Here is a 22,567-nt window from a genome sequence, read left to right as displayed (position 1 = left end):
CGCCGGTGACTCCGGAGATCACGGATGCGGTGTCAGCAGTTCGACCGTGCCACGCTCGCCGTCGACCCGGATCCGGTCGCCGTCGCGCAGGCGCATGGTCGCGTTGCCGGTGCCGACCACGGCCGGGATGCCGAGCTCGCGGGCGACGATCGAGGCGTGCGACAGGGGTGCGCCCATGTCGGTCACGACCGCGGCGGCACGGGGGAACATCGGTGTCCAGCCGATGTTGGTCAGCGTCGTCACGAGGATCTCGCCCGGGGCGAGCCGGTCGCCGTCCTCGGGACCGGGGATGACCCGGACGATCCCCTCGACGATGCCGGGCGCCCCGGGGAAGCCGGTCACCGTCTCGCTCACCGGGGCGCTGCCCCCGCGGGCGTCGAAGATGTCGCCGCGCCGGCCGGGGTCGGCGGCCCAGCGCTCCGGATCGAAATGACCGACGATCAGCGTGGGGTAGGCGGGCAGCGCGGCGTACCGCTGGTACGTCGCCCGCCGGACCGTCACCTTCTCCAGGGGGGACGCGTCACGGCGCAGCACGGCGAGGATCTCCTCGATCCGCAGGAAGAACAGGTCGTCACCGTGGCCGGTGAGCTCTCCGGCCCGCAGGACGAAGGCGCGCAGCGCCCAGAAGGCGCGCATCACCTCCGAGCGGGCCGTCTCCCGGTCGCGGACGATCGCGTTCCACCGCGCCACCTGCTCTCGCGTCTTCGCCACCTTGCCGGGATGACGTTCTCCGAAGCGCTTCCAGGCCGCCTCGCGCGCCTCCCGCTGCCGGTCGAGCAGCGTGCCGGCGTGCTCCCGGGTTTCGGGCATGGCCGCGAGCTGCGCGTCGATCCATCCCGGGTCCTCGCCGGGACGGGCGATCGAGACCTCGAACTCGTGCGCGCCCCGGTGCCCGTATACCCGGGCGAACGTCTCCCGGTCGATCTCCTTGGCGGCGAGCCGCTCCAGGCCGATGATCGTTTGGAGACTGGCCAGTTCCCCGTCGGTGTTGGCACCGGTGAGCATGGCCTCGGCGTCACGCTCACCCACCAGCTCGCGCAACCGGTCGCGGGTCATGACCAGGGCGTTGCCGCCCTGGCGCCCGGCGGCCTCCAGGACCTGGCAGGACTCCACGAAGTACGGCAGCAGCTCGGCCTCCCAGAGCCGGACCAGCTCGTCGGTGGTCGCGGTGGCGGCGGTCCGCTCGCGCAGCGCCGTGCAGCGCTCCTGCGCCGTGGCCAGGAAGGGGCGCATCCTTTTGGTGTTGACCGTCACCCGCCTGAGCAGGGCGAAGGCGGGCGGCAGCACGCCCTTGACGATCTGCCAGCGCGAGGCCGGCAGCAGCGGCACCTCCAGGCCGGGCGGCAGTTTGCCGAAGACCTGCTCGATCGCGCCGAGCCTGCTCCCCATGCCCATGGCCCGCGCCACCGAGAACGCGAGGCTCAGGTTCATGTAGAAGCGGCCGCCGATGTTGCCGACCACGCTGAAACCGGGCATCTTCGACGTCGACATCGCCTCGCCGATGAAGATCTGCACCAGCGACCAGGTACACGGCGTCATCACGTCGGGGATGGCCTCGCCGAGGTTGGCGCCGGTCCACAGGTAGTCGCCGGCCAGGCTGTCGTTCCACTCCTCGACCCGCTGCCTGAGCCGGGTGATCGGGCGGGCCTGCAGGACGAGGAACGCCCCGTCGCGCCTGGCCCACTCCACGTCCATGGCCGTCCCGTACAGCTTCTCGATCTCCGTCGCGAGCCGGGCGAGCCGCAGGGCCTGCTCGCGGTCGAGCACGCGGCGGCGGCGCAGTTCCTCGGGCACGGATTCCTCACGCGTGCCGCCGGGGGTGCGGACCGTCATGACGGTCTTGTCGCCGACGTGCTCCTCGACGATCTCCCCGGTGGCCCCGGCCGTTTTGGCGATGACCACGGTGTCGGGCGTCACCTGTCCGCCCACGACGGCCTCGCCCAGTCCCCAGGAGGCGTTGATCACGACCTGGTCGCGTGCGCCGGTGACCGGGTTCGCGGTGAACAGGACGCCCGCCGCGTCGGCCTCCACCAGCTCCTGCACCACCACGGCCAGTGCCACGCCGTCGTGCGGTACGCCGTTCGCCGCCCGGTAGGCGATGGCGCGCGCGGTCCACAGCGAGGCCCAGCAGCGACCGACCGCGTCCAGCAGGGCGTCGGCGCGGACATTGAGGTAGGTGTCCTGCTGACCGGCGAACGACATGTCGGGAAGATCCTCGGCGGTGGCCGACGAGCGCACGGCGACCGGCACGTCCGCGCCGAGCCTCGCGTGGGCCGCGCGGATCTCGGCGGCGGTCTCCGCGGGCATCTGGCGGGCGGCGAACAGCGCCGCGATGTGCCGGGACGCCTCCTCGGGGGGCGTGCCCGAGACGGCCGCCATGATCTGGTCGTTCAGGCCGTCGCGCGAGACGAAGTCGCGGTAGGCGTCGGTGGTGACGTGGAAGCCCCCGGGAACCGGCAGGCCCGCGCGGACCAGCCGGGCCAGCGAGGCCCCCTTGCCGCCCGCCAGGGCGAGGTCGGCCGCTTCGTCGTCAAGGGGGAGGATCTTCAAGGCGTACTCTCCTCAGAGCCAAGGGAGACGCGCAGTTTCCGCCGCGCGGCCTCCACGACGGCATCGACGTACTCCAGGGTGGCCCGTGCCACCGCGCGGGCGTCGGCGGCCGGGGTCGGGCCGCCGGGCTCCAGCGCCCTGCCGACGGTGTCGGCGATCAGCTCCGCCAGGCGCTCGTCGGCCGGCCGGTACCCGGCAGGCATCATCGGCGAGACGCTCAGGAACCCGTACAGGACGGAGGCGAGCGTGGTCACGTGCTCGGCGGACGACAGGTCGCTCCGCAGGGCGCCGTGTTCCAGCAGTGTGTCGAAGTAGCCCCGGAAGCCGGCGTCCAGCTCGGCGCCCGCCGTACGGTCCCGCTTCTGGCGGGTGAGCCTGCCCAGCACCTCCGAGTCGCCCAGGACACTCGCCCGGATCAGGGGCCTGCTCAGGGTCTCGGAGGCGAGCAGCCGAAGCAGCTCCCGGAGGGTGGCGGGGCCTTCCCGGATCCGCCTGCGCACCTCGATGATCATCTCGACCCGCTCGCGGCGCAGCAACGCGGCGAACAGCTCCTCGCGCGTCTTCCAGTGCAGGTAGATCGTGCCCTTGGCGACCCCGGCCCGCCGGGCGATGTCCTCGACGGTGGTCTTGTCGTACCCCCAGCGCAGGATGAGGTCGCCGGCGATGTCCAGGATGTGGTGCGCTCGCGCGAGCCGCTGCGAGGCGTCCTGCGGTGGCCGTCCCACTCTTCTGGTCCGTGACTCCACGACCCCCGCCATTTCCCAAAAATTTGACCGTATGGGTTTATCTGGTCATTTAATTGATAGCACACCGTCGGGGTGTCGGGCGAGCACGACCGACACCCCGAACCGACGCCCCCGCTGCCGAGCCCCTGACCGGCTCGAACGCGAGATGACCCTTCACTCGGGCGGGAAGTCGCCGCCCTTCGCCGGTCAGGTGAAGCTGAGCGTGATGGCGTCGCTGTGTCCGGACCAGTTCAACGTCAGACGCCAGCACCCCGCCTTGGGCAGGTTGACCGACGAAGGCCCAGGGCCTCCGCCGATCTCGCGGACCACCGACGTCGTCGTCCCGTCCAGCATCGCCTTGATGGTCAGCGGCCGCATCGGCTGCTGCGGCAGCCGCGAGACCCAGAGAATCTTGTTCGTGACCTCGGGATCGGTGGAGGCCACCAGCGGATGGCTGAACAGCACAGCGATGATGTCGCCGTGCTCGCCGAACACGTGGGGCACGCCCGAGCCGTCATCGCTGAACCCTGTCCTCGCCCAGGTGGGCAGCGCGTCCCGGGTGACGGGGGAAACGCACCCGCCGACCGGCGGCCGGGCGCCTTCGGCTCTGGGCGCCGGACCGCTCGCCGAGCATCCCGCCGCCAGCATGACGAGTGCGCCGATGGCCGGCAGACCACATTTGATCGCGGCCATGCTCGATCCTCCACGAGGTAGAAGAATTCTCTCGGGTGGATTGTCCGCTGCGGACCGGAAGAAGACCAGGGACAGCTTCCCCGCCGGGACTCCGTCAGCGAATGTACTGGTCTGCTGGATTGCGCGTTCGTGGGGTGTCGCGGTGGGTGAGTAGGCATGGTCCCCCAGACAGCGGGCCATAGGGCGAACCGACCCGACGCCGACCGCTCGTCGGGGGAAGCTGAGCCCTCCCACTGGGGGAGGGCTGAGGCCCGGGTCAGGTCGCGGATACGCGCAGCGCGGCGATGAACCACTCGAAGTCAGGGACTCTGGGCGGGAACGGCGGTCTGCCGTTGAGCACGCCCACAAGCTGCCAGTACCGCTCCACCCGGCGGTCGGTGAACGTCTCCACCGCCTCGGCCACCCGGGCACGGTCTCCGGCGGGCAGCTCCGGATCCACGATCCGATCCAGGATCGCCCTCCCCTCGGCCGACTCGGGGCTGATGTCGGCCGCCACCGCTCTCCCGGCGTGTTCGAGGACAAGCGCGGGGTCGTACGGCTGCGGCCCGGAATCGTCGCCAGTTGTGGTGCCGGCCACCGCCATCTGGCGTACCCGTTTCTGAAAGCCGGCGTCACCCACGAGTTCGGCGAGCTCCAGCCAGGCCTCCGCCTGTTCCGGGGTGGGTTCGTCCGGCAGTTCCGCCGGGATCTGGCGCATCGAGGCCGCGATGTGGGCCCCCGGTGCCTGCGGGTCGATGCCGTCGAACGTACGGTCGACGAAGTCGTCGATCATTCGCTGCCGTTCCTGAGCGGACAGGCGGATGAACTTGTGCATGAGCATCATCTCCTCGGTCGTGCTCTCCTGTTGGGCGATCGACCGCAGCACTGCCCGGCGCAGATGGAGGGAGCGGATCTGGGTGTCCAGCGCCCGCACATGTGCCCGCGCGACATCGGCCACCGTGCACTGCCTGGTGAGGACCTTCTGGACGGTGTCGAGGTCCAGCCCCAGTTCGCGTAGCGTTCGCACCAGGTCAAGCCGGGCCACCGCCTCCATGTCGTACAGGCGGAAGCCGCCCGTCGACCGGCGCGTCGGCGGGATGACGTCGATGTCGGACCAGAAGCGGATCGTACGCACCGACAGGCCCGTGCGGTCCGCGAGCTGTCCGATGGTGAGCAGTTGGTCGCGGTCGTTCACCGCAACAGCATCAACCCTCCAGTCACTGGAGAGTCAAGCTCCTCGGCCCGATGATCCCGCCGTTTCACCGGCGATCACCACATGCGGTGACACTCTCCGGACGTCGTAGGACGAGCTTCCCCCGTAGCACGCACATGACCGTACGCCGGCTGGGAAAACGCTTGGTGTCCCTCACGGTCCTCGGTTTTTCGGAACGTGGCTCCATGTCGTACACGAGCCTCACGGGTGGTGGGTCAGCCGGACCAGCCGACCGGGTTCGAAAACGACTCGCGGGAGATTTTCGATCCGGTGTCCGGGAAGGCTCCGTGACGCTCGCGGTGCAGGTGGGCGAAGAAGTAACCCATCCGTCCACACTCGGCGTCCGGCACCGCCTTCTTCGGGTCTTCGGCCACCGCGGTGTAGAAGTCGCGGCCCAGCGCGACGATGAAGCCGCGCGCGTAGAGGAAACCGTCGTCGGAACCGCCGGTGACCGCGTGGACGTCCGCGCGGTCGAGGTCATGGAGCTTGGCCTCGACCACCCGATCGAGATCCGTCAGCTCGTCCGCCGGCAACCCCTCGCTGAGGGAACCGAGGTTGCTCAGGAACTCCTTCAGCGCGGCCTCGACCACGGCAGACGGCGGCTCGCCATGCGGGTCCTCGCCGGGGGCGGGCGTCCGATGTGTCAGTGCCTGTCGTGCCTGATTGACCTCCACCCCCAGCGGTGCCCAGGCCGCCTCCACCAAGTCCCAGAAACCTTCCTCGTTCTTCATATGCTCGTCGCCCCTCTCGTGACCAACCCTGCGATCTGTGCTGCTCACCTAACCAGAAGGCGCTGACAGTCAGCTCCCGTGCCGGTCACCGTCTCTCCTCACACACTGGGAGAGGCACCCCCCAGTGAATGGGCGGCCATCCTCAGCAGGTGTGGCCGGGAGCCCCGCGGGGGCGTGAAGGCTCGGGACGTCGGGTGCCAACCGGTGAATCCCCTGATCCGAACCCCGTACGAGACCTGGCTTGGCCGCGTCGGCGGCAGTATCCGACACCCTGACGCCTGGAACCGTCCCTACCAGGCTGCTCACACCCTGTCGGCCAGGATCCGGGCGAACAGGTCCGGGCGCTGCAGAGGGATGCCATGGCCGCATTCCGGTACGGAGGTCATCTGGCTGCCCGGGAGGAAATCGTGGATGATGCGTGCGGAATCACGCATCAGCTTCCGCTCTTTCTTCCCCACCATCACCAGTGCCGGGTTCTTGAAGTCGGCCCAGCCGGCGGGAAGGGTGAAGCGGATGTTCTCGCCGACGCCGGCGAGAAGAGTCTCACGACTCACGCGAGCGCTGTCGCGAAGGTAGTCGCTCAGCAGTTCGTCCGGGATGAACAGTTCCTTCGCCTGGAGCTTCGCGAACCACCGTTGCCGGGCGAGCGGTGCGGTCGCGGAGAGGAGCCCAAGGGTCGCCCGTGGGAACCGAAGAGGCTTGGCCTGCGCACTCACGACGACGGCATTGGTGACAAGATCGGGCCGTGTCGCGGCGAGGAGGATCGTGAGCTGCGCACCCAACGAGAACCCCGCGACCATCGCGCCGTGCGGTGCGCGTTCCTCCAGGACTCCCGCCACAGCCTGAGCGGTCTCCTCGTGCGATCGATACGCCTCGTCCGCACTGCGGCCGTGGCCGGGAAGGTCGGGAATGATCACTCGGGCCGTCGTGGCGAGCCGCTCCAGCGTCGGACGCCACATCCACCCCGCGACGCCACCACCGTGCAGCAACAGAATGGAAGGAGCGTGTGCGTCACCGGCCTCAAGGACATACATGTCCCGCATCCTCCCAGCTGTCGACGACGACCGGTCGACGCCGAAGGTGAGTCGAAACCGTCACCGTGATGGCTGTTCCACGGCCACCCGCCTGCCGTAGCGCCGTAGGACGCCTTGATGTCGGGGTGGTGCGGCAACGCCCGCAGAAGTCGATCGTTTGCTGCCAGGAAGTCGTCTATCCACGCGGGATCCATCAGGTCCCAGAAACCTTCCTCCTCCTTCATGCCCGTCGCCCCTCTCGCGACGAACCCTGTGATCTGTGCGGTTCACCCGACCAGAAGGCGCCGACAGTCAGCCTCCGTCCGGGTGGCTCGTCTACCGCGCTGGTTGTAATGCCGGTTACACCGGACGCGGTAGGAGATCAATCCCGTTGGTTGACGCCCTGAAGCACGCAATCATTTACCGTCTTGGTACGGATTCAACGGTCAATTACCGATTCGCCGAATTTTCGAGGCGATCGCCCTCAGCGCCCATGGGCAGTCGGCAGTTGTTCCCATGTCATTGGTCGTCATGAAGGAGTTGCGCATGCGCGTACAGCGGATCAAGCGGAAGACGGCAGCAGTCCTGGCCTCGGCGATCCTGATGACTGCTCTGGGGGGGATCGCCGGCGCCTCGTCCGCGTCCGCCCAGGCGGCGGAGTGTCATCAGAACTCGGTCCAGAACAACTCGAACCAGGTCCTGAAGATGAAGGGCAACTACAACCTCAAGAACGGCATCGGTTCGGTCTGCGGGAACATCACTCTTCTCAGTGAAGGCACCATCTTTTACGTCTGGTGCATGGTGTTGAACCCGGACTCCGGGAAAGTCTGGAACTACGGCCGTGTGCAGGGCACCCAGACCAAGGGGTGGATCTCCAACGACAACGCGACGCTCGTGAGCGGCACCGTGAACTGGTGCTGAGGCCTGTCCTGCGCGCCGTGGGGGCCGGCCCATGACGGTGATCAGCAGGATTTGGGAGCGGTGGACGACCGCGCGTCCGGCGTTTGGGCGACCGTCGCGCGGCCCCGCTTCTCGAAGACGGGCGGACGGGTCGAATATCGAGTGACCGAAGCGGGAGGCAGCTTGTAGCGTGGGGCTCCATTTAGCAGAGGAAAGGGCATGCCGAATGGAGATCCGTCGTCTGACGACCGAGGAGTGGGAGACGTTTCGGGACGTCCGGTTTGCGGCGTTGGCGGACGCGCCCTATGCCTTCTCCTCTTCCCTTGCGCGGGAACAGGCGTATGACGAGGCGCAGTGGCGTGCCCGGATGCGGCCGGAGCGCGGAGTGAAGGTGGTCGCGGTCGTCGAGGGCGAGGTGGTCGGGGTCGCCGGAGGTTGGGTGCCCGAGGACCGAGGTGGAGCGGTCGAGGTGTACAGCATGTGGGTCGACCCGGCCATGCGAGGCACCGGGGCCGCCGCCCTTCTCTGCGAGGAGGTCCTTGAGTGGGCCGCCGAACAGGGACATCGCAGGATCGAGCTGTGGGTCGTGGACGGGAACGACAGGGCCGCCCGGCTGTACCGGCGCCTGGGTTTCGAAGCCACCGACGAGTCCCAGCCGCACACCAACGATCCAAGCCTCCGCGAACGGCTCATGGTCCGCACCCTCGGATAACCAACGGATCGGTGACCGGGCTACAGGGGGAGCCTCATAACGGAGCGTCGACCGGGTGAGACGGCGCGGTCGCGAGGGGGCGGCGGTTCGGCCGGACGAGTGGCCTGGATCAGGCATCGCGACCGCGGCCGGTCACCGCACGCGGGGTCCGGTGTGTCCGACGATCGCCAGGATGACCGTGTCCCACACCTGGTAGGGCGGCATTTGGTGGCCCACGCCGGGCAGTGGGATCAGCGATGCATCGGGGATCTCGCGGGCCAGGGCCTCGGCGTGGCCATAGGGGAAGAGCGGGTCCTCAGTACCGTGCAGGACCAGGGTCGGTGCGGTGATCTCGCCGAGACGGGGGCGGATCGGCTCGCCACCCTCGATCATCCAGTGGTTCGACGCGGCGGCCGGGACCGGGCTGCGGTCAAACGCGCGCCCGGCGGTGCGGCGTACACGGTCCTCGTCGACCGGGATCGTGCCGGAGAAGGCGTGTTCGGCGGCGAGGAAGTACGCGATGACCGCGTCGCGGTCGGACCAGTCGGGGCCGGAGGCAGGCTCCTCGAACATCTTGGTCAACGCCTCGCTCATCGGCGGCAGGTCGGGATTGTCCGGACCACCGGGGCCGCCGGGGCTGGTGGACATCAAGGTGAGCGACAGGACCCGTTCCGGGTACTCGACGCCGAGCCGCTGTGCGAGGCCCCCGCCCATCGAGATGCCCACGATGTGCGCTGCGGCCAGGTTGTACGCGTCGAGCACGCCGACCGCGTCGGCGAGCAGGTCGCCTTGTGTGTACGTCGGCGCGCCGACCGGGAACGTCGTGGAGCGGCCGGTGTCGCGGGTGTCGTAGCGGATCACGTACCGGCCGGACGCGGCGAGCCGGGCGGTGAAGTCGTCGTCCCACCAGTCCATCGACGACTCCGCACCCGAGATGAGCAGGATCGCGGGGGCAGCCGGGTCGCCGAAGGCCTGTACGGCCAAGTCGACATCGTTGGCGTGCACTGTCTTTTGCGGTGTGGCCTGGGACGGGCTCGCGGTCTGCCGGCTGTCGTGCATGGTGTGCCTCCTGGGTCAGGGCCGAGTGCGCCTCGTCGTGACTCTACTTCGATAATCGAAGTAGATGCTACTGTTTTCATAGTTAAAGTTGGCCGACTACGGACGAGGTGGCGATGGTAAACGCGAAGGCCGGCGAGAAGTCCGGGAAGCGGACGTACGGACAGGCGTGCCCCATCGCCCACGCGCTCGACATGATCGGCGAGCGCTGGGCACTGCTGGTGGTGCGCGAACTGCGCCTCGGGCCACGCCGCTACGCTGACCTGCAGGCCGCCCTGCCCGGACTCGGCCCCAGCGTGCTCGCACAGCGGCTGCGTGATCTCGAAGCAGTCGGCGTGCTGCGCAGGCGTATGCTGCCACCGCCTGCGGCCAGCAGGACGTACGAACTCACCGAATGGGGCACCGAGTTGGAGCCGGTGTTCGCGGCGCTTCGGACCTGGGGCATGCGCTCACCGGTCGTGCCGCTGACCGGAGGGATCAGCGCCGACACCGTACTGCTCGGCGTGCGGGCCTTCTTCGTGCCGCAGTTGGACGCGCCGTGGACCGCGACGTATCGGATCGCCCTGGAGCGCGACGTCTACCGCGTCGAGATTGTCGACGGCGAACTGGTCACCGTCGCGCGCGACCAGGGTTCTGCCCCCGCGGACGTATACCTTGAGAGCGACCACCTCACGCTGCAGTCCATACTGAGCCACGAACGCTCACTGGCCTCGGCAATCGATGACGGCGCGCTCACGGTGACCGGCGACCTCAAGGCAGTCAGGCGACTGATCGGCGCAGTCCCACCACGCTGACGGCGATCAGTGCACCCCGGGCAGGGAAGGCGAACTCGGAGTCGCGGACATGGGCGGTGCCGACGCAGCGAGAAACCCCCGGGTGACCGTCAGCCGTATCGTGTGGTGCCTGCGCTCCAAGGCCCCGACGGCCGCCGCTCATTCAGACTTCCTCGTCGTCCCCGCGCCGACGGAGCGCTCGCTCGGCAATCCCGCTGGAAAGCCTGTCCGTCACCGATCTGGCGCGGTCGAAGGTCTCGTTACCGACGCGCCTGGCGGCATCGACGCCCGCTGTTCCTGTCTCGAACACCTTGTCCCTCACCTCCGTGGCCGCGTCCACCCATCGTCTCGCCTCCAGTGACTGCCGGCCGCGCTCGATCCCGAGCCGCCCTTGAAAGTCAACGACGGCGGTCGCGACATGGTTGCTCGAATGCACCACGGTCCGGGACGCGGTCGGGTGCAGCAGCACTTTGGTGTTGGCCGTGCCGGCGGCCGCATCCATACGGGCCATCAGATGCTCGGTGCTCCGTGAGATGCGTTCCAGCCGGTTCTGCCGAGCAGCCTTCAGCGCGAGGCGATGCCGGTCAAGCTCCTCCGGAGACGCGTCCAGCACGCGGTCGAGTTCCAGCACCGCGATCGCATCCTGCAACTGGATACAACGAGCCAGAACGGCGAGCCACTCCTGGACCTTGGACGCGGCTTCCTTGGACGTCTTGGCGAGATCACCGATCTTGGCCTTGTGCTCCACCTTCTCCGCGAGTGCGTCGAGTTGACGCAACGCGTACGCCTGGGTCCGCGCGATGGTCGTCGGCGTGGCCTGGACCTTCGACCAGGTGACCTCGGAGACCCGGCCCACATGCTCTCGGACGGTCATGGCCTCCTCGATGACGAAGTCCACTCCGATCATGTCCGCCAACACAGCGTCCTTCTGGGCGCGGAGCACGTCGTCGACTTTCTCATCGATCGTGGCGAGATAGTCGGTGATCTCGTCCATGGCCTGTTGCATCGCAAGTTGCGCCATGATCCCCGCGGCACCGGCCAGAAGGGCCGGGTTGGTCAGAAGCGATCCAGGCCCCTTCGCGAATTCGACGAATCCCCTGATCTGACCATTGTTCCCCTTCAGCACACCCGAGCTGAGATTCGTCTTCGAGCTCGTCCTCAGCCCGTACCTGTCGACAAGCTGTGCTGACTCCCGAGTCAGTTTCACCCAGCGACCCGAGCTGGCGGCAATCTCGGAACCTGCCTGTGCGGCTCCGGCCGCGGCACTGAGGGCAGGCGCGAGCCGTTGCAGCCCCAGTTCCTTCGACGGCAGTCCCTCAGAGACGAGGAAGCGTTCGACAGCCGTCGGACTCCCGATGACAGCCAGGCCATCGCCGTCACTGATCAGCTGAATCTCGCTGTCCATCGTCGGCTCCTGGGGGGCGGGCAGGGAGAGCCCTGCGATGGATGGGGACTCTTCGTAGCGCGCGGGCAGGCACGTCGGAGTCTTCCAGGATGGAGGCTCCCGCGCTCGCCATCCGGAAAATCTCGACGTGCCTGACACCGCCCCCGGACCGACCATGTCGATCCCAACCGCCTGCCCGCACCAAGCTCGGTTGGCCGACCTGGGCGAGGCTTGTCCTTGCTACGGTGCGCCCAGGTGATCAAGATATAAGCTCCCCGGGCGCGGGTACCGGACACGCAGTGCGGGGCGTCCTGTGAGATACCCCCTCCTCCGAGAGGCGACCATGCAGTCACCGACCTACCTGCACGACCTTCTGGTCTCGACCATCTTCACCGAGGGACTCGATGCCGAGATGGACCTGTGGGCGCTGGGATTCAGCGCCATGTGGATCAAGGGCGCGGACCTCGACGCCCTCGCCCGGCCCTTCCACCTGGACCTCGCCACCCGAACCCCGTGCTACCTGAGCGAGATCCTCGACCATGCCATCGACGACAAATCCCGCTGGGTGGCCGAGGTCAACGGCTGGATCGGCATCGTGCCGGCGCATGGCCACGGTGAGTTCGTGCGCTCCGTCACCGAAGGTGGCCGTCAGGCCCTCGGCCTCCTCATGGACATCAACTACAACGCCTACTTCGACTACGCCCGCGACGGCCGCACGGTCGTCTCCTTCGACCCGCTCTCGCCCGAGAACTGGAGACGGTCCGGCGACGACCCGCACGCGCTCGATCACCTGATGGACGGACTGCGCTTCCAGATCAGCGATGACGACGTCCTCGACAATCCCGTGGAGGATCCAGAGAGCATCAGCTCGGCCTTGGCGCTGATCGGACGCATCACGGAGACCGACATCGCCACCGACTGGTTCCTGGCACAGCACTCACGCATCAGACCCACCTCCTGACGGCTCGAGCCCAGGGCAGGAGTGCACCGTTGCCCGGCCGTCGTGACCTGCCGGAGGCGGGAGAACAACTGACCGCACCAATCAAGGAAGGGTTTCGGTCGGTGCCCGAGAGGTCTCACCGCTTGCCATGAAGTCCGATTCCGCCGGAAATCGACAGGAATTCACGCGATACCCGCGTATAGGCTCGTGCGGTGGCGCTTTCCGATCTTCGACGTGAGATGGTGCTCGACGCGATCGCCGAGTTCGACCGGTTGGGCCGTGACGCCTTTCTTGAGGAGTACGGCTACCGCCGGGCCATCGGCTACTTCCTCGTCCACGGCGGTAGGCGGTACGACTCCAAGGCGATCGCGGGAGTCGCCTACCGGGGAGTCCGTGGCAGGCCGCTGCGTCCCGACGAGTTCTCCGGTGGGAACGCCACCGTTGCCCGGGTGCTCGGTGACCTCGGCTTCGAGGTGACGAAACCGGGGCAGGCTGTCACGGTGCCCTCCGTCGAAGACCTCCTGCAGAAGGTCGACTCACTCAAGCCCGCCGTGTCTCCCACGACCGGCGCACAGAAACGGCATCAGCCGCTGACCCTGCTCTGGGCGATCGGCCGCGCTGCCCAGGGCGAGCCACGCCTCACGACCTGGGAGAGCACCCGCCGCGAACTCGGGCAGCTCATCGAGGAGTTCGGCCTTGAGGAGGACCGGCCCAGCCCGGAGTTCCCCGTGCTGTGGCTCTACCACCATGGCCTGTGGGATCTGCCCGGTCACACCGACGTGCCACGCGCCAGCGGCTCGCCCGCGCAGCGATGGATGAAGGAGCAGCGTCCGGACAGCGGCCTGCGGACATGGGCGCATGAGATCGTCACCGATCAGGAGGACGTTCGTGCTCAGATCGTCGTGAGGCTGCTCGGCGCGTACTTCCACGGCGTCGACCACAACACGCTTCTCGCCAGGATCGGGTTGAACCCGGTTGCCATTCGAGGTGGGTCCTCCACGCCTGGCCGTGTCGAGTCCGTTGTGGAGCGCGTCATCCGCGACTCTCTGCTCGCTGAGCAGATCAAGCGCGCGCACGACTACCACTGCCAGATCTGCGGCGACCGTCTCGCTCTCCAGCAGGGTTTCTATGCCGAGGGAGCTCACATCCGCCCGCTCGGAAAGCCGCACAACGGCCCCGACGAGCCCGACAACCTGCTCTGCCTCTGCCCCAACCACCACGTCCTGTTCGACCGAGGCGCGATCGCCATCCAGGCCGACCTCAGGGTGATGGACACGACATCCGAAACCCCGCTGGATCTGCTCCGGCTCGCTCCGAACCACGAGATCAGCCCGGAGCATCTGGCTTACCACCGGAAGGTCATCGCGGAGCGGAGCTGAACCGGTAGCGATCCCGAGAGGCCGCCCACCGGCCCCGGTCGAAGTAATCGGTTTAGAGGGTCAGATTGCCGATCGGAACACGTTCGTCTTCGTCGCGAGGCTGCCACCACATGCCGGTGGTGTGAATGTCGGCGGTGATTCCGAACCGGGTGTGGTCAGGCTTGTCCCGGTCGGCCCACCATCGCCAGGCATCCTCCACTCGCTGCCATATGTCGTGGGTGCCGCCCCAGGTGACGACTCCCTCTCCGGGGTGTCCGGGCAACGGGGTGCGGGCCCAAGCCGACCCGTCGGGTCGCTGAAGTTGTACGGCGAGTGCGCCGGTGGCGTCGTCGTGGTGATAGACCAGTTCGAGGTCGGGAAGCAGTCCTCCCAGAAGTAGACGGAAGGCGTAGTTGGCCCGGATGTCGGCCGCGCTTACCGTGCTGTCCCTGGTCCCCGAGACAGGTGCGTACGTGGGCCGTCGTGGCTGTTCGTAGGTACGCTCGCCATGACGGGAGGCCATGAAGCGGCCGGTGGTCGAGGTGAAGCGGCCTTCGGCACGCAGGCCCTCGCCGACGGTCAGACGGGCGAGACCGCCCTCGATGCCGGACGTGACGTCGGTGAGGATCACCCCGCCTGGGCGGGTCTGTTCCAGCCAGGCCCGGGGGATAGCCGTCACCGAACAGGTCACGATGATCCGGTCGTACGGGGCGTGCCCGGGGAAGCCGTGGCGTCCGTCGCCGGAGACGAGGGCGGGCTTGAAGCCGACCGACGCCAGTCGTTCCCGGGCGGCCCCTACCAGGGCGGGGTGGATGTCAACGGAGTGCACCCGCTGGTCGCCCAGTACGTGGCTGAGCAGCGCGGCGTTGTAACCGGTGCCGGTGCCCACCTCCAGGACCCGCTGTCCGTCCTCGACCCGGAGGTCTTCCAGCATCCGCGCCATCAGTGACGGCGCGGTGCTGGAAGAGGTGGCGATCCCGGTCGTCCCGTCGCCGTCCGCTGGCGCGACGGTGTCCTCGTCCAGGGCGGTGACCAGGGTGGTGTCGCTGTAGACGGCGTCCAGCCATGCCTCGCGGTCGCCGTCGTCCAGTGGGCACCACACTGTGATCCCGCGTGCGTCGATCTCCTGGATGAACAGGCGCGGTACGAACACGTGCCGGGGAACGTTGGTGAACGCGTCCATCCAGCGCGGGGAGACCAATGCCCCGGCCTGCCTCAGCTCTGCGACCATCGCATCGAGCCTGCGCCGTATCTCGGGAGAGGGCGGCTGCTGGATGTTCATGCAGATACTCCCTGGAGCTCGTCGGCGATGGCTTCGGAGATCGGCAGGCCGGTGGCGTGCTGGATCCAATCCCACTGGCCGCACGGATTCACTTCCAGGAACCAGTACTGCCCGTACGGATCCACAATGAAGTCCAGCGCTCCGAAGCGTAATCCCAGCAGGTTCATCAGCGTGAGCACACCGTTGCGGACCTCGGCCGGGACCTCGGTGACCTCGTACCGAAGCGACCCGTAGTCGGCCCGCCAGTCCTCATACGCGGTGTCGCTGCCCGCGTGGATCTCGGCGGCGAGCAGACGTTCCCCGACGACGGTCAGCCGTACCTCGTGGGACTTGGGCACCCACGCCTGGAACAGGTGGGCGGTGGTCTCGATGCCCGCCAGGTCCTCCAGCATCGGGGGAGTCAGGCGACGGGTGTAGACGGTCTTGAGACAGTCGTCTTCGATCAGCATCGGTGAGGCGACCGGCTTGGTCACGATCGGGCCGCCGACGTGCTCGGCGAAGGAACGTACCGCGTCAGGCCGGTTGGTGATGAGTGTCTCGGGGATGCGGAGGCCGGTTCGGCGGGCCATGTCAAGCTGCACGGGTTTGTACTCCGCCCGGGACATCGCGACCGGATGGGAAACCCATCGGCACTCCAGCGCGGTGAGAACCCCGCCGAAACCCGACCGGGCCTGAGCGGCGGCGAACCGTCGCTCGGGCCCGCTCATCCCGGCCTCGAACCGGAACGCCGTGGGGGTGCGGTAATAAACCGCCCGCACACGGCCGAGGTCGGCGTCACGGTAAGCGGTGACCAGCGAGCCCGCCCAGGAGTGGGCGGCACCGATCCGCGCGTCCAACGCCACGTCCCGGGGGAACTCCGCGGTGTCCATCCGGAACACCTCCGCACCCCGCTCGATGAGGGTCTGCACCACACGGTCGGTCGGCCAGTCTCCCCGGTCGGCCAGCACCAGGATGGGGTTCGGCATCAGTCTTTCGAGCCTTCGTCCAGGCTCGGCGGGTTGTTCGGGTCCCCGTCGACGACGGTCGGCTTGTTCGTGGCCATGTAGGGCAGCAGTCCGCCACCCAGTTGGAGAGAGATCTGTCGCTCGTCGTCGTAGAACGTCTCGGAGACACGCGTGGCCTGTGTGCGGTCGGGAACACGGGCGAACCTCAGGATCCACGGCCGAGACCCGGTCGTGGAAGGTTGCTCGCCGCTCGGGGGGACCTGTCCATGCGCCGGGACCATCGGGAACGTCTCGCGGACGCTCGTTCCAGCCTGCTTCGCCGATGTCGTGGGATCGAGTACCCGCTGTGGTGTGGTCATCGCTTTCCTTTCCATCTTCGGGAAATGGTGTGACGGTCTGAGGAAACCTGGCCCTGACATGAGGAATCAGCTGTGCCCGCTGCATTCGAGGTCGTTCATCTGGGTCAGCAGGTCCGGGGCGTTTCTGGCTTCGATGGGGCAGGGGATGTCGGGAAGCCCGGTCGGGAAGGCCCAGTAGCACCGTGCCCAGCAGTGCTAGAGGACGACCCATCCCGGATAGCGGGCCTCGACAACAGATCGACTACGGGATCTTGTCGGATTTAAAAATTTCGTGTCGAGGTGTAAGGAGGTGAGAGGGTTGGAAAACTTTCTAAGTCGCTACTCATCGGGCAAACCGGTCTGCTACAGTCCCGCTCATGGCTGACGCTGGCGACGAAACTAAAGGGACTTCTGGGCTCGGACTGGTTCGACGGGAGTTATTTTGGGTCGTACCGCTGGTCTTGGCCACCCTGGCCACAACTGGCCTACTCTTCCTTAATCTTTCGGATGGTATTGGGTTTGCAACTATCCTTGCTGTTCCTATAGGGATCGCCGGCGTGGGTGTTGCGGTTCTAGCGATTCGTCTCGCTAATCAACCTCAGATATCCGGAGGTAAGCTCCAGGGGCGGCCAAATTTGGTGAGATTGGTATCAATCATAGCCGCCGTAGCCCTCCTGGTGCTCTGGTCGGTGAATGTTATCTGGCCGAACCGAGACTCGGTCGAATATTTACGAGGTCGCACCGTTAAAATAGGTATTAATGGCGATATTCCAGGGTGGAGCAAAGGGGCCGGTCAGAAGGCATCGGGATTCGATACCGCTGTCGGTGACTTCCTTTTAGAAAAGCTTGGTTTTGATAATATTAAATATATCCCGGTGAACCCAGGAGATCGAGAAACGAAATTGAAAGACGGGGAAGTTGATTTAATCATCGCAAGCTACTCCATTACTCTTGCTCGGAAGCGGCTCGTCGACTTTGCGGGCCCTTACTATATCGATTTTCCGGCAATTTCTTATGACACTGTCAAACGTGGCGAAGTTGAGGAAAGGGGTGAGCGGCCGAATGTATGCATTACCAGTGGTACTACGGCCGAAAGTGACCTCAAATTGGATTATGAAATTGTGAAGGAAGTGACTATAGATAAATGTATGGTAAGGTTTTTTAATTCCGCAGATCCGGTTGTGGGGGTGGCGACGGACAGAAGCATTCTGGATACCTATATAGGAAGCCAGAAGGGCGATAGAACTAGGTTTGACACGATTAATCTCTCTGGGGAAGTGGAGATTGGTGTCGGCGTAAAAAATAACCACCCCAACCTGTGTAAGGGGATCGGCAAGGCGTTAAATGATTTTATTAGTACTCGGTGGCGGGAGGTTTTTAAGAATAACCTTGATATTTATATGATCTCTGAAAAGGGTCACATGCCTCCCCGCACGGATCCTGTTCATTGTGAGAACTCTGAATAATGATCGTTCGTTGGTCGGTGCCGTTGATATCTGCTGCCGAAACACGCTCCGGCACGCCCGGCACCGGGCCGAGGCGATACGCGCATAGTGTGAGGTCGCCGAGGACAGCCGGTCCATGATGTGACTGATCGGCGCCACGCGCGCCTTCGAGAAGCTGCTCAGCGCCTGAGGTTTGCACCTCCTGTAGGCGGGCCCAGACCTGTGACTGGGTAGGGGCTGCTCATGACCCTTCAGATCTCCGACACGGAGATGACCAGCGACACGATCTCGAACACCGCGCGCAAAGCAGGGGAGGAGTGGGGGTGGTGGCGGGCTGGGGTAACCGGGTCTTCAGCCACAACGATGTGATCACTGCTCTGACCCTGCTAGAGCTGTACGCCGAGGATCGAGACCTCACCGACCCGCTCGTGTTGGCGTTGAAGACCGAGTTAGGTATGCACGACTTGAACCCTTGAGCTGATGAGTTACAGATGCCGCAAGAGCCCGGCTACGCTGCCGGGGCCTTGACTGCTCTTGCACTCTAGCCTGAGGCTTTCGGCCGCGTCCAAGATCGTAGTGTATGAGATTCGACCACTCTGCGATCTGAATACCATTTAAGCAGCAATAGCATCTTTAGTCACATTGATATCAGCGGTGTCCTCTTTTGCCTTTCTCTCGGCGGCTTTGCGGCAGTCGGCGAGGACTTCCAGGCCGAGGTATCGCCGGCCTTCGGTCCACTCGTCGTACTGCTCGGCCAGCACCGCGCCTACCAGCCGGACGATGGCATCTCGGTTGGGGAAAATGCCGGCTACGTCGGTGCGGCGGCGGATCTCCTTGTTCAGCCGCTCCTGCGGATTGTTGGACCAGATCTGCCGCCACACGGCCTTGGGATAGACGGCGAAGGCCAGGATGTCCTCGCGCGCCTCATCCAGATGCTCGGCGGCCTTGGGGTATTTGTCGGGGGTTCACCCCGAAGTGTGGACACCGGCTGTCATGCGGCGAACAGCGCTTTATCGGGCTGCGCTGCCCGAGGGTGGAATGCCTCCTTCGGGTGTTGTACCGGAGCTTTCCCTTGCGGGACGGGCATGCATGTCGTTCATCTGGCTTAGCAGGTCCTGGATGTTTCTGGCTTCGATGGGGCCGGGGGCGTTGGGGAGCCAGGTGGGGAAGGCCCAGTAGCGGCGGGCCCAGTGGCGCCAGAGGATGACCCAGCCGGGGTGGCGGGCTTCCAGGTCGCGGGCCAGGTCGGTGGCATTGTCGGTGCTTGCCGGATGGGGGCCGATCGGTACGGGGCCCGCTTCGCGGCGGCGGCGGCCTTTGGGGTTTGCTGGTGCGGTCATGGGGACCGTCGCTTTCCGTGGTGGCTGTGGTGGGGGAGGCCGGCGTCCCGGACGAGGGGGATCAGGTCCGTGGACGCCGGCCTTTTCGTGCGGTCCACGCGCGGCCGGGGAAACCGTGGGCGTGGACCGGCTCCGGGGTCAGCGGGGATCGGGGGACGGTCCCGGCTGCCCGGAGGTCTGGGGGTCAGGGGTGGTGAGACGTGGGGAGGTCGAACCAGACGGCGGTGCCTAGTTGGCCGGTGCCGCACAGGCGGGTCCATTGGGTGCCGCAGTGGCCGTGGGTGAGTTCGGTGACGATGCGCAGGCCCCGGCCGCCGAGTTCGAGGTCGTCGAGGTGCTCGGGCAGGGGGAGTGGGCGGTGCAGCAGGTGTGCGATGAGGGTGGTTCCGGCTCCGGCGTCGACGACCTCGGCGCGGACGGGCAGGCCCTGGTCGTGTAGGAGGCGTAGTTCGTAGGGGCCGGGGGCGTAGCGGGTGGCGTTGGTGACCAGTTCGGAGACCACGATCTCCAGCTCGTCGAGCACGTCGGTGGCCAGGGGTAGCTTGGCCAGCTGGTCACGGAACAGCTCTCGAGCACGCCGGGCGGCATTACAGCGAGGCAGGCACCAGGCGATCACCCGGAAGCGTCCCAACGGTTTGTCGCGTTCGTCGAAGGGGTGGGGGCGTCTCATCGAGGTAAGAGGATCTTTGTTCAGAGATCCGTCCATGGACGGCCGAAAATTCGAAGAATTCACTGGTTCATGCCACCCCTTCTTTTCGCATTGCCGTAGACCAGGCCGGTAATCCTCGCTTGACTGGACGACACAAGAGTGCACCTCTCCGAGGGCCTACCGCAGTGCGCGCAAGGGGGCGCAAATGTGCACTCAGGAGGAGGAATGGTGGAGCAGGCGCCCAATGACCGATTGGCCCGACTTATCAAAGAAGCCGGTTTTTCTCGTAAATCATTTGCTCGCGCGGTCCGAGGCACCTCGGAGAACGAAGGCACTCCCATCAACTGTGATCACACGTCGGTGAGTCGATGGCTGAACGGCATGCAGCCTCGCGGCGACACCGCAGGGCTGATCACCGCGACGTTGAGCCGAGTCCTGGGACGTACGATCACCCCCTCCGACGCCGGTCTGGCATCCTCGGCCAAGCTGCCGGTGGATCTGGGGTTGGCCTATCCCGAAGCGCTCGCCGAAGGTGTGGAGACAGTCACGCGACTGTGGCAGGCCGACCTCGACGAGGCATTGGTCGTACTCAACGGGCAAATCAACGCACGAGCATGGAACGACGCTTCCTTGACCTGGCTCCTCGCGACGCCGTTGTTCGCCGATGAAAGAGAATCTCGGATAGGCGAAGCCGACATCGCGCGATTCTGTGCCACGGTTGATCTGTTCGCGCAGATGGACAACCGGTTCGGAGGGGAGCACGCGAGACGTTCTTTCATCCACTATCTGAATACGGATGCCACCCGGCTTCTACGTGGTCGAACTTCGGAGAAAACGAGCCCCCGTCTCGTCTCCGTAGTGGCCGAAGCCACCCTTCTGGCCGCCTGGATGTCATACGACAGCGGCTTGCACGCTCTGGCCCAGCGCTACTTCATTCAAGCCCTCGGCCTGGCCCAGGCAGCAGACAACCGGCTGCTGGCCGCCAGTGTTCTCGATGCCATGAGTCACCAGGCCACCTTCGTCGGCCGATACCGCGAAGCCGTCAACCTGGCCCGAGCAGCACGCCAAGGAACAGCAGGGGCGGCTACCCCGACGCTGACAGCGCACTTCCACACGATGGAAGCCCGAGCGCTGGCACGCCTGGGCGATGCCCCCGCCTGTGATCGTGCTCTGACTCAGGCTGCACGGGAATTCGAGCGGCGAAACCCTGACGACGACCCGGACTGGATCGGCTACTTCGACGAGGCCGAACTTGCCGCCGAGTTCGGACACTGCTTTCGCGACCTAGGACGCCCGGTGGCGGCCAGCCAATACGTGACCCCGTGCGTCAGGACCGGCAAGGACGGCGAGTGTCTGCGCAGCGACTTCTTCGCCACGATGGTTCTCGCGGACGCGCACCTCGGCGCGGGGGAGGTAGAACAGGCGTGCCTGGTCGCCCTGGACGCGCTGAGAGCCGGTGAGCAGTTACGCTCGGCCCGCTGCGCGAGCTACCTTCGTGAGTTCTCAGTGCGGCTCACGCCAACGGTCACTTCCGCGGAACTCGGCGATTTCTACGAGCAGGCCGCGGATTTCTCCCTGTGGCAGCAGGTGATGGCGGCTCAGTAGGGCTCCCAATCGCCTCGGTCGGCGTTGGTCCTCAACGCCCGGATCCGCTTGCGCACCTCTGCGGCAGCCCGCTCGTCCTGGCCGGCCTGCTGGCTGAGCCAGGTGACCATGAGGAACTCCCGGACATCGCCCAGGACCCGGTAGCCGGGCCAGCGCATCACGTCGAAGCCGTAAGCCTGGGTGAAGGCGTCGTACTCCCCGGCGGTGTGCCAGCCGAAGCGTTCGTAGTAGATCGCGGTGAGGACGAGATCCCACTCACGAGGTCCCAGCGCGAAACCGTCCAGATCGAGCAGCGTCGGGCGGCCGGTACGGTCGCGGATGACGTTGCCCACGCTCGCGTCGCCATGGATCACGCCCTGGGGAAGCCCGAAACTCAGCGCCGCGTACCCCTCGCGGAGTTCGGCCAGTCGCTCGTGCAGGAACGAGGCGTCCTCGGGGCTGAACCAGTCGTTGCCCGCGATCCGATGTTCTGCCCGCGCGAAGGGTTCCAGCGGGGGGAGCCGTAGTCCCGCCGGTGCTTCCATCGTGTGGAGCGTGGCGAGCAGGGTGCCCAGTTCGGCGGGCGAGGCGTAGTTCTCCTCCTCGGAGATCGACTCCCAGAACGTGGCAACGCGCCCGTCCACGATGAGCGGCTGATCGAGGGAGAGCGTACGGACGGAGGGGAAACCTTCGGTGGCCAGCCAGCCGGCTACCGCGACCTCCTTTCTGGCGTCATCCGCGTACGCCGTCGTCCGGCCGATACGCGCGATGACGGGTGAGGCCAGGCGGTAGACCGCGTTCTCCCCGAGCCGGACCAACCGGGCATTCGACGGATCAAGCCCGACCCGGGTGCAGGCCCGCAAAAGGGTGGCCTGGGTGCTCTCAGCGGTGAAGGGGGAAGCGTGCGATCTCTCGCTCATGCGCCGAACGCTACCCCCCTGCATCGGGAACCTATCCGTCTCTGCTCGATCACTAAGCC

At 66.3% G+C, this 22,567-nt stretch carries 21 protein-coding genes and 1 pseudogene; 8 read left to right on the top strand and 14 right to left on the bottom strand.

The window, feature by feature from the left end:
* Positions 1-18 precede the first annotated feature (18 nt).
* The 6 genes from IG98_RS0124385 to IG98_RS0124360 form a co-directional block, all read right to left on the bottom strand.
* The gene (locus tag IG98_RS0124385; RefSeq protein WP_030916490.1) at positions 19-2,550 is read right to left on the bottom strand and encodes a PEP/pyruvate-binding domain-containing protein; all 2,532 of its coding nucleotides are present in this window, start codon (positions 2,548-2,550) and stop codon (positions 19-21) included.
* Complete coding sequence (locus tag IG98_RS0124380; protein ID WP_211264082.1) at positions 2,547-3,275, bottom strand: TetR/AcrR family transcriptional regulator; 729 nt, start codon at positions 3,273-3,275, stop codon at positions 2,547-2,549. The genes IG98_RS0124385 and IG98_RS0124380 overlap by 4 nt, the downstream gene beginning before the upstream one ends.
* Positions 3,276-3,482: 207 nt before the next feature.
* Positions 3,483-3,968 (bottom strand): hypothetical protein, encoded by a 486-nt coding sequence (locus IG98_RS50775; protein ID WP_051752794.1) that lies wholly within the window; start codon positions 3,966-3,968, stop codon positions 3,483-3,485.
* A gap of 256 nt (positions 3,969-4,224) precedes the next feature.
* Positions 4,225-5,142 carry a helix-turn-helix domain-containing protein gene (locus IG98_RS0124370; protein ID WP_030916479.1) on the bottom strand — a complete coding sequence of 306 codons (918 nt, stop codon included), beginning with the start codon at positions 5,140-5,142 and terminating at the stop codon, positions 4,225-4,227.
* A gap of 233 nt (positions 5,143-5,375) precedes the next feature.
* Positions 5,376-5,891 carry a DUF4240 domain-containing protein gene (locus IG98_RS0124365; protein ID WP_037971121.1) on the bottom strand — a complete coding sequence of 172 codons (516 nt, stop codon included), beginning with the start codon at positions 5,889-5,891 and terminating at the stop codon, positions 5,376-5,378.
* A gap of 302 nt (positions 5,892-6,193) precedes the next feature.
* On the bottom strand, positions 6,194-6,925 hold the full coding sequence (locus IG98_RS0124360; protein WP_030916473.1) for an alpha/beta fold hydrolase: 732 nt from the start codon (positions 6,923-6,925) through the stop codon (positions 6,194-6,196).
* A gap of 510 nt (positions 6,926-7,435) precedes the next feature.
* Here IG98_RS0124360 and IG98_RS0124355 point away from each other — a divergent pair.
* Entirely contained in the window at positions 7,436-7,825 is a 390-nt protein-coding gene (locus IG98_RS0124355; protein WP_157594485.1) for a hypothetical protein, read from the top strand.
* 205 nt (positions 7,826-8,030) lie between these two features.
* Positions 8,031-8,516, top strand: coding sequence for a GNAT family N-acetyltransferase (locus IG98_RS0124350; RefSeq protein WP_030916467.1), 486 nt, complete (start codon positions 8,031-8,033; stop codon positions 8,514-8,516).
* Between the two features lie 132 nt (positions 8,517-8,648).
* Here IG98_RS0124350 and IG98_RS0124345 read toward each other — a convergent pair whose 3' ends face one another.
* The gene (locus IG98_RS0124345) at positions 8,649-9,554 is read right to left on the bottom strand and encodes an alpha/beta fold hydrolase (RefSeq protein WP_030916465.1); all 906 of its coding nucleotides are present in this window, start codon (positions 9,552-9,554) and stop codon (positions 8,649-8,651) included.
* 113 nt (positions 9,555-9,667) lie between these two features.
* Here IG98_RS0124345 and IG98_RS0124340 point away from each other — a divergent pair, with 113 nt between their 5' ends.
* Complete coding sequence (locus tag IG98_RS0124340; protein ID WP_030916462.1) at positions 9,668-10,345, top strand: winged helix-turn-helix transcriptional regulator; 678 nt, start codon at positions 9,668-9,670, stop codon at positions 10,343-10,345.
* A 142-nt stretch (positions 10,346-10,487) separates the two neighbouring features.
* Here the strand turns inward: IG98_RS0124340 and IG98_RS0124335 are convergent, their stop codons facing one another.
* Positions 10,488-11,729, bottom strand: coding sequence for a hypothetical protein (locus tag IG98_RS0124335; protein WP_030916459.1), 1,242 nt, complete (start codon positions 11,727-11,729; stop codon positions 10,488-10,490).
* Positions 11,730-12,051: 322 nt separating this feature from the next.
* Between IG98_RS0124335 and IG98_RS0124330 the strand changes: the two genes are divergently transcribed.
* A complete protein-coding gene (locus IG98_RS0124330) occupies positions 12,052-12,669 on the top strand; it encodes a DUF6461 domain-containing protein (protein ID WP_030916456.1) in 618 nt (205 codons plus the stop codon).
* A gap of 191 nt (positions 12,670-12,860) precedes the next feature.
* Positions 12,861-14,027: an HNH endonuclease gene (locus tag IG98_RS50770; protein WP_157594484.1), complete on the top strand. Its 1,167-nt coding sequence runs from the start codon at positions 12,861-12,863 to the stop codon at positions 14,025-14,027.
* Positions 14,028-14,079: 52 nt separating this feature from the next.
* Here IG98_RS50770 and IG98_RS0124320 read toward each other — a convergent pair whose 3' ends face one another.
* Genes IG98_RS0124320 through IG98_RS0124310 form a run of 3 tightly spaced genes read right to left on the bottom strand, consistent with a single transcriptional unit; the run spans position 14,080 to position 16,591 of the window.
* Positions 14,080-15,288 (bottom strand): methyltransferase domain-containing protein, encoded by a 1,209-nt coding sequence (locus IG98_RS0124320; RefSeq protein ID WP_051752793.1) that lies wholly within the window; start codon positions 15,286-15,288, stop codon positions 14,080-14,082.
* A complete protein-coding gene (gene tgmB / locus IG98_RS0124315) occupies positions 15,285-16,253 on the bottom strand; it encodes an ATP-grasp ribosomal peptide maturase (protein WP_030916448.1) in 969 nt (322 codons plus the stop codon). Before tgmB ends, IG98_RS0124320 begins: the two co-directional genes overlap by 4 nt.
* Positions 16,253-16,591, bottom strand: coding sequence for a hypothetical protein (locus tag IG98_RS0124310; RefSeq protein WP_211264081.1), 339 nt, complete (start codon positions 16,589-16,591; stop codon positions 16,253-16,255). Before IG98_RS0124310 ends, tgmB begins: the two co-directional genes overlap by 1 nt.
* A 356-nt stretch (positions 16,592-16,947) precedes the next feature.
* On the opposite strand from IG98_RS0124310, the gene IG98_RS48985 reads away from it, so the two are divergent.
* A complete protein-coding gene (locus IG98_RS48985) occupies positions 16,948-18,036 on the top strand; it encodes a transporter substrate-binding domain-containing protein (protein WP_084195604.1) in 1,089 nt (362 codons plus the stop codon).
* 302 nt (positions 18,037-18,338) lie between these two features.
* Positions 18,339-18,491: a hypothetical protein gene (locus IG98_RS50765; RefSeq protein WP_157594483.1), complete on the top strand. Its 153-nt coding sequence runs from the start codon at positions 18,339-18,341 to the stop codon at positions 18,489-18,491.
* 138 nt (positions 18,492-18,629) lie between these two features.
* Here IG98_RS50765 and IG98_RS0124295 read toward each other — a convergent pair.
* A pseudogene (locus tag IG98_RS0124295) lies at positions 18,630-18,974 on the bottom strand (IS256 family transposase); the annotation flags it as partial.
* Between the two features lie 565 nt (positions 18,975-19,539).
* On the bottom strand, positions 19,540-20,025 hold the full coding sequence (locus tag IG98_RS0124285; RefSeq protein WP_169750170.1) for an ATP-binding protein: 486 nt from the start codon (positions 20,023-20,025) through the stop codon (positions 19,540-19,542).
* Positions 20,026-20,229: 204 nt separating this feature from the next.
* On the opposite strand from IG98_RS0124285, the gene IG98_RS0124280 reads away from it, so the two are divergent.
* Positions 20,230-21,609: an NsdA family TPR-like regulatory protein gene (locus IG98_RS0124280; protein ID WP_030916439.1), complete on the top strand. Its 1,380-nt coding sequence runs from the start codon at positions 20,230-20,232 to the stop codon at positions 21,607-21,609.
* Here the strand turns inward: IG98_RS0124280 and IG98_RS0124275 are convergent.
* Entirely contained in the window at positions 21,603-22,508 is a 906-nt protein-coding gene (locus IG98_RS0124275) for a phosphotransferase enzyme family protein (protein WP_030916436.1), read from the bottom strand. The genes IG98_RS0124280 and IG98_RS0124275 overlap by 7 nt on opposite strands.
* Positions 22,509-22,567: the final 59 nt, after the last annotated feature.

Source organism: Streptosporangium amethystogenes, from assembly GCF_000721075.1.
Taxonomy (GTDB): Bacteria; Actinomycetota; Actinomycetes; order Streptosporangiales; family Streptosporangiaceae; genus Streptosporangium; species Streptosporangium amethystogenes.
This window is presented reverse-complemented; position numbering and strand designations above follow the sequence as displayed.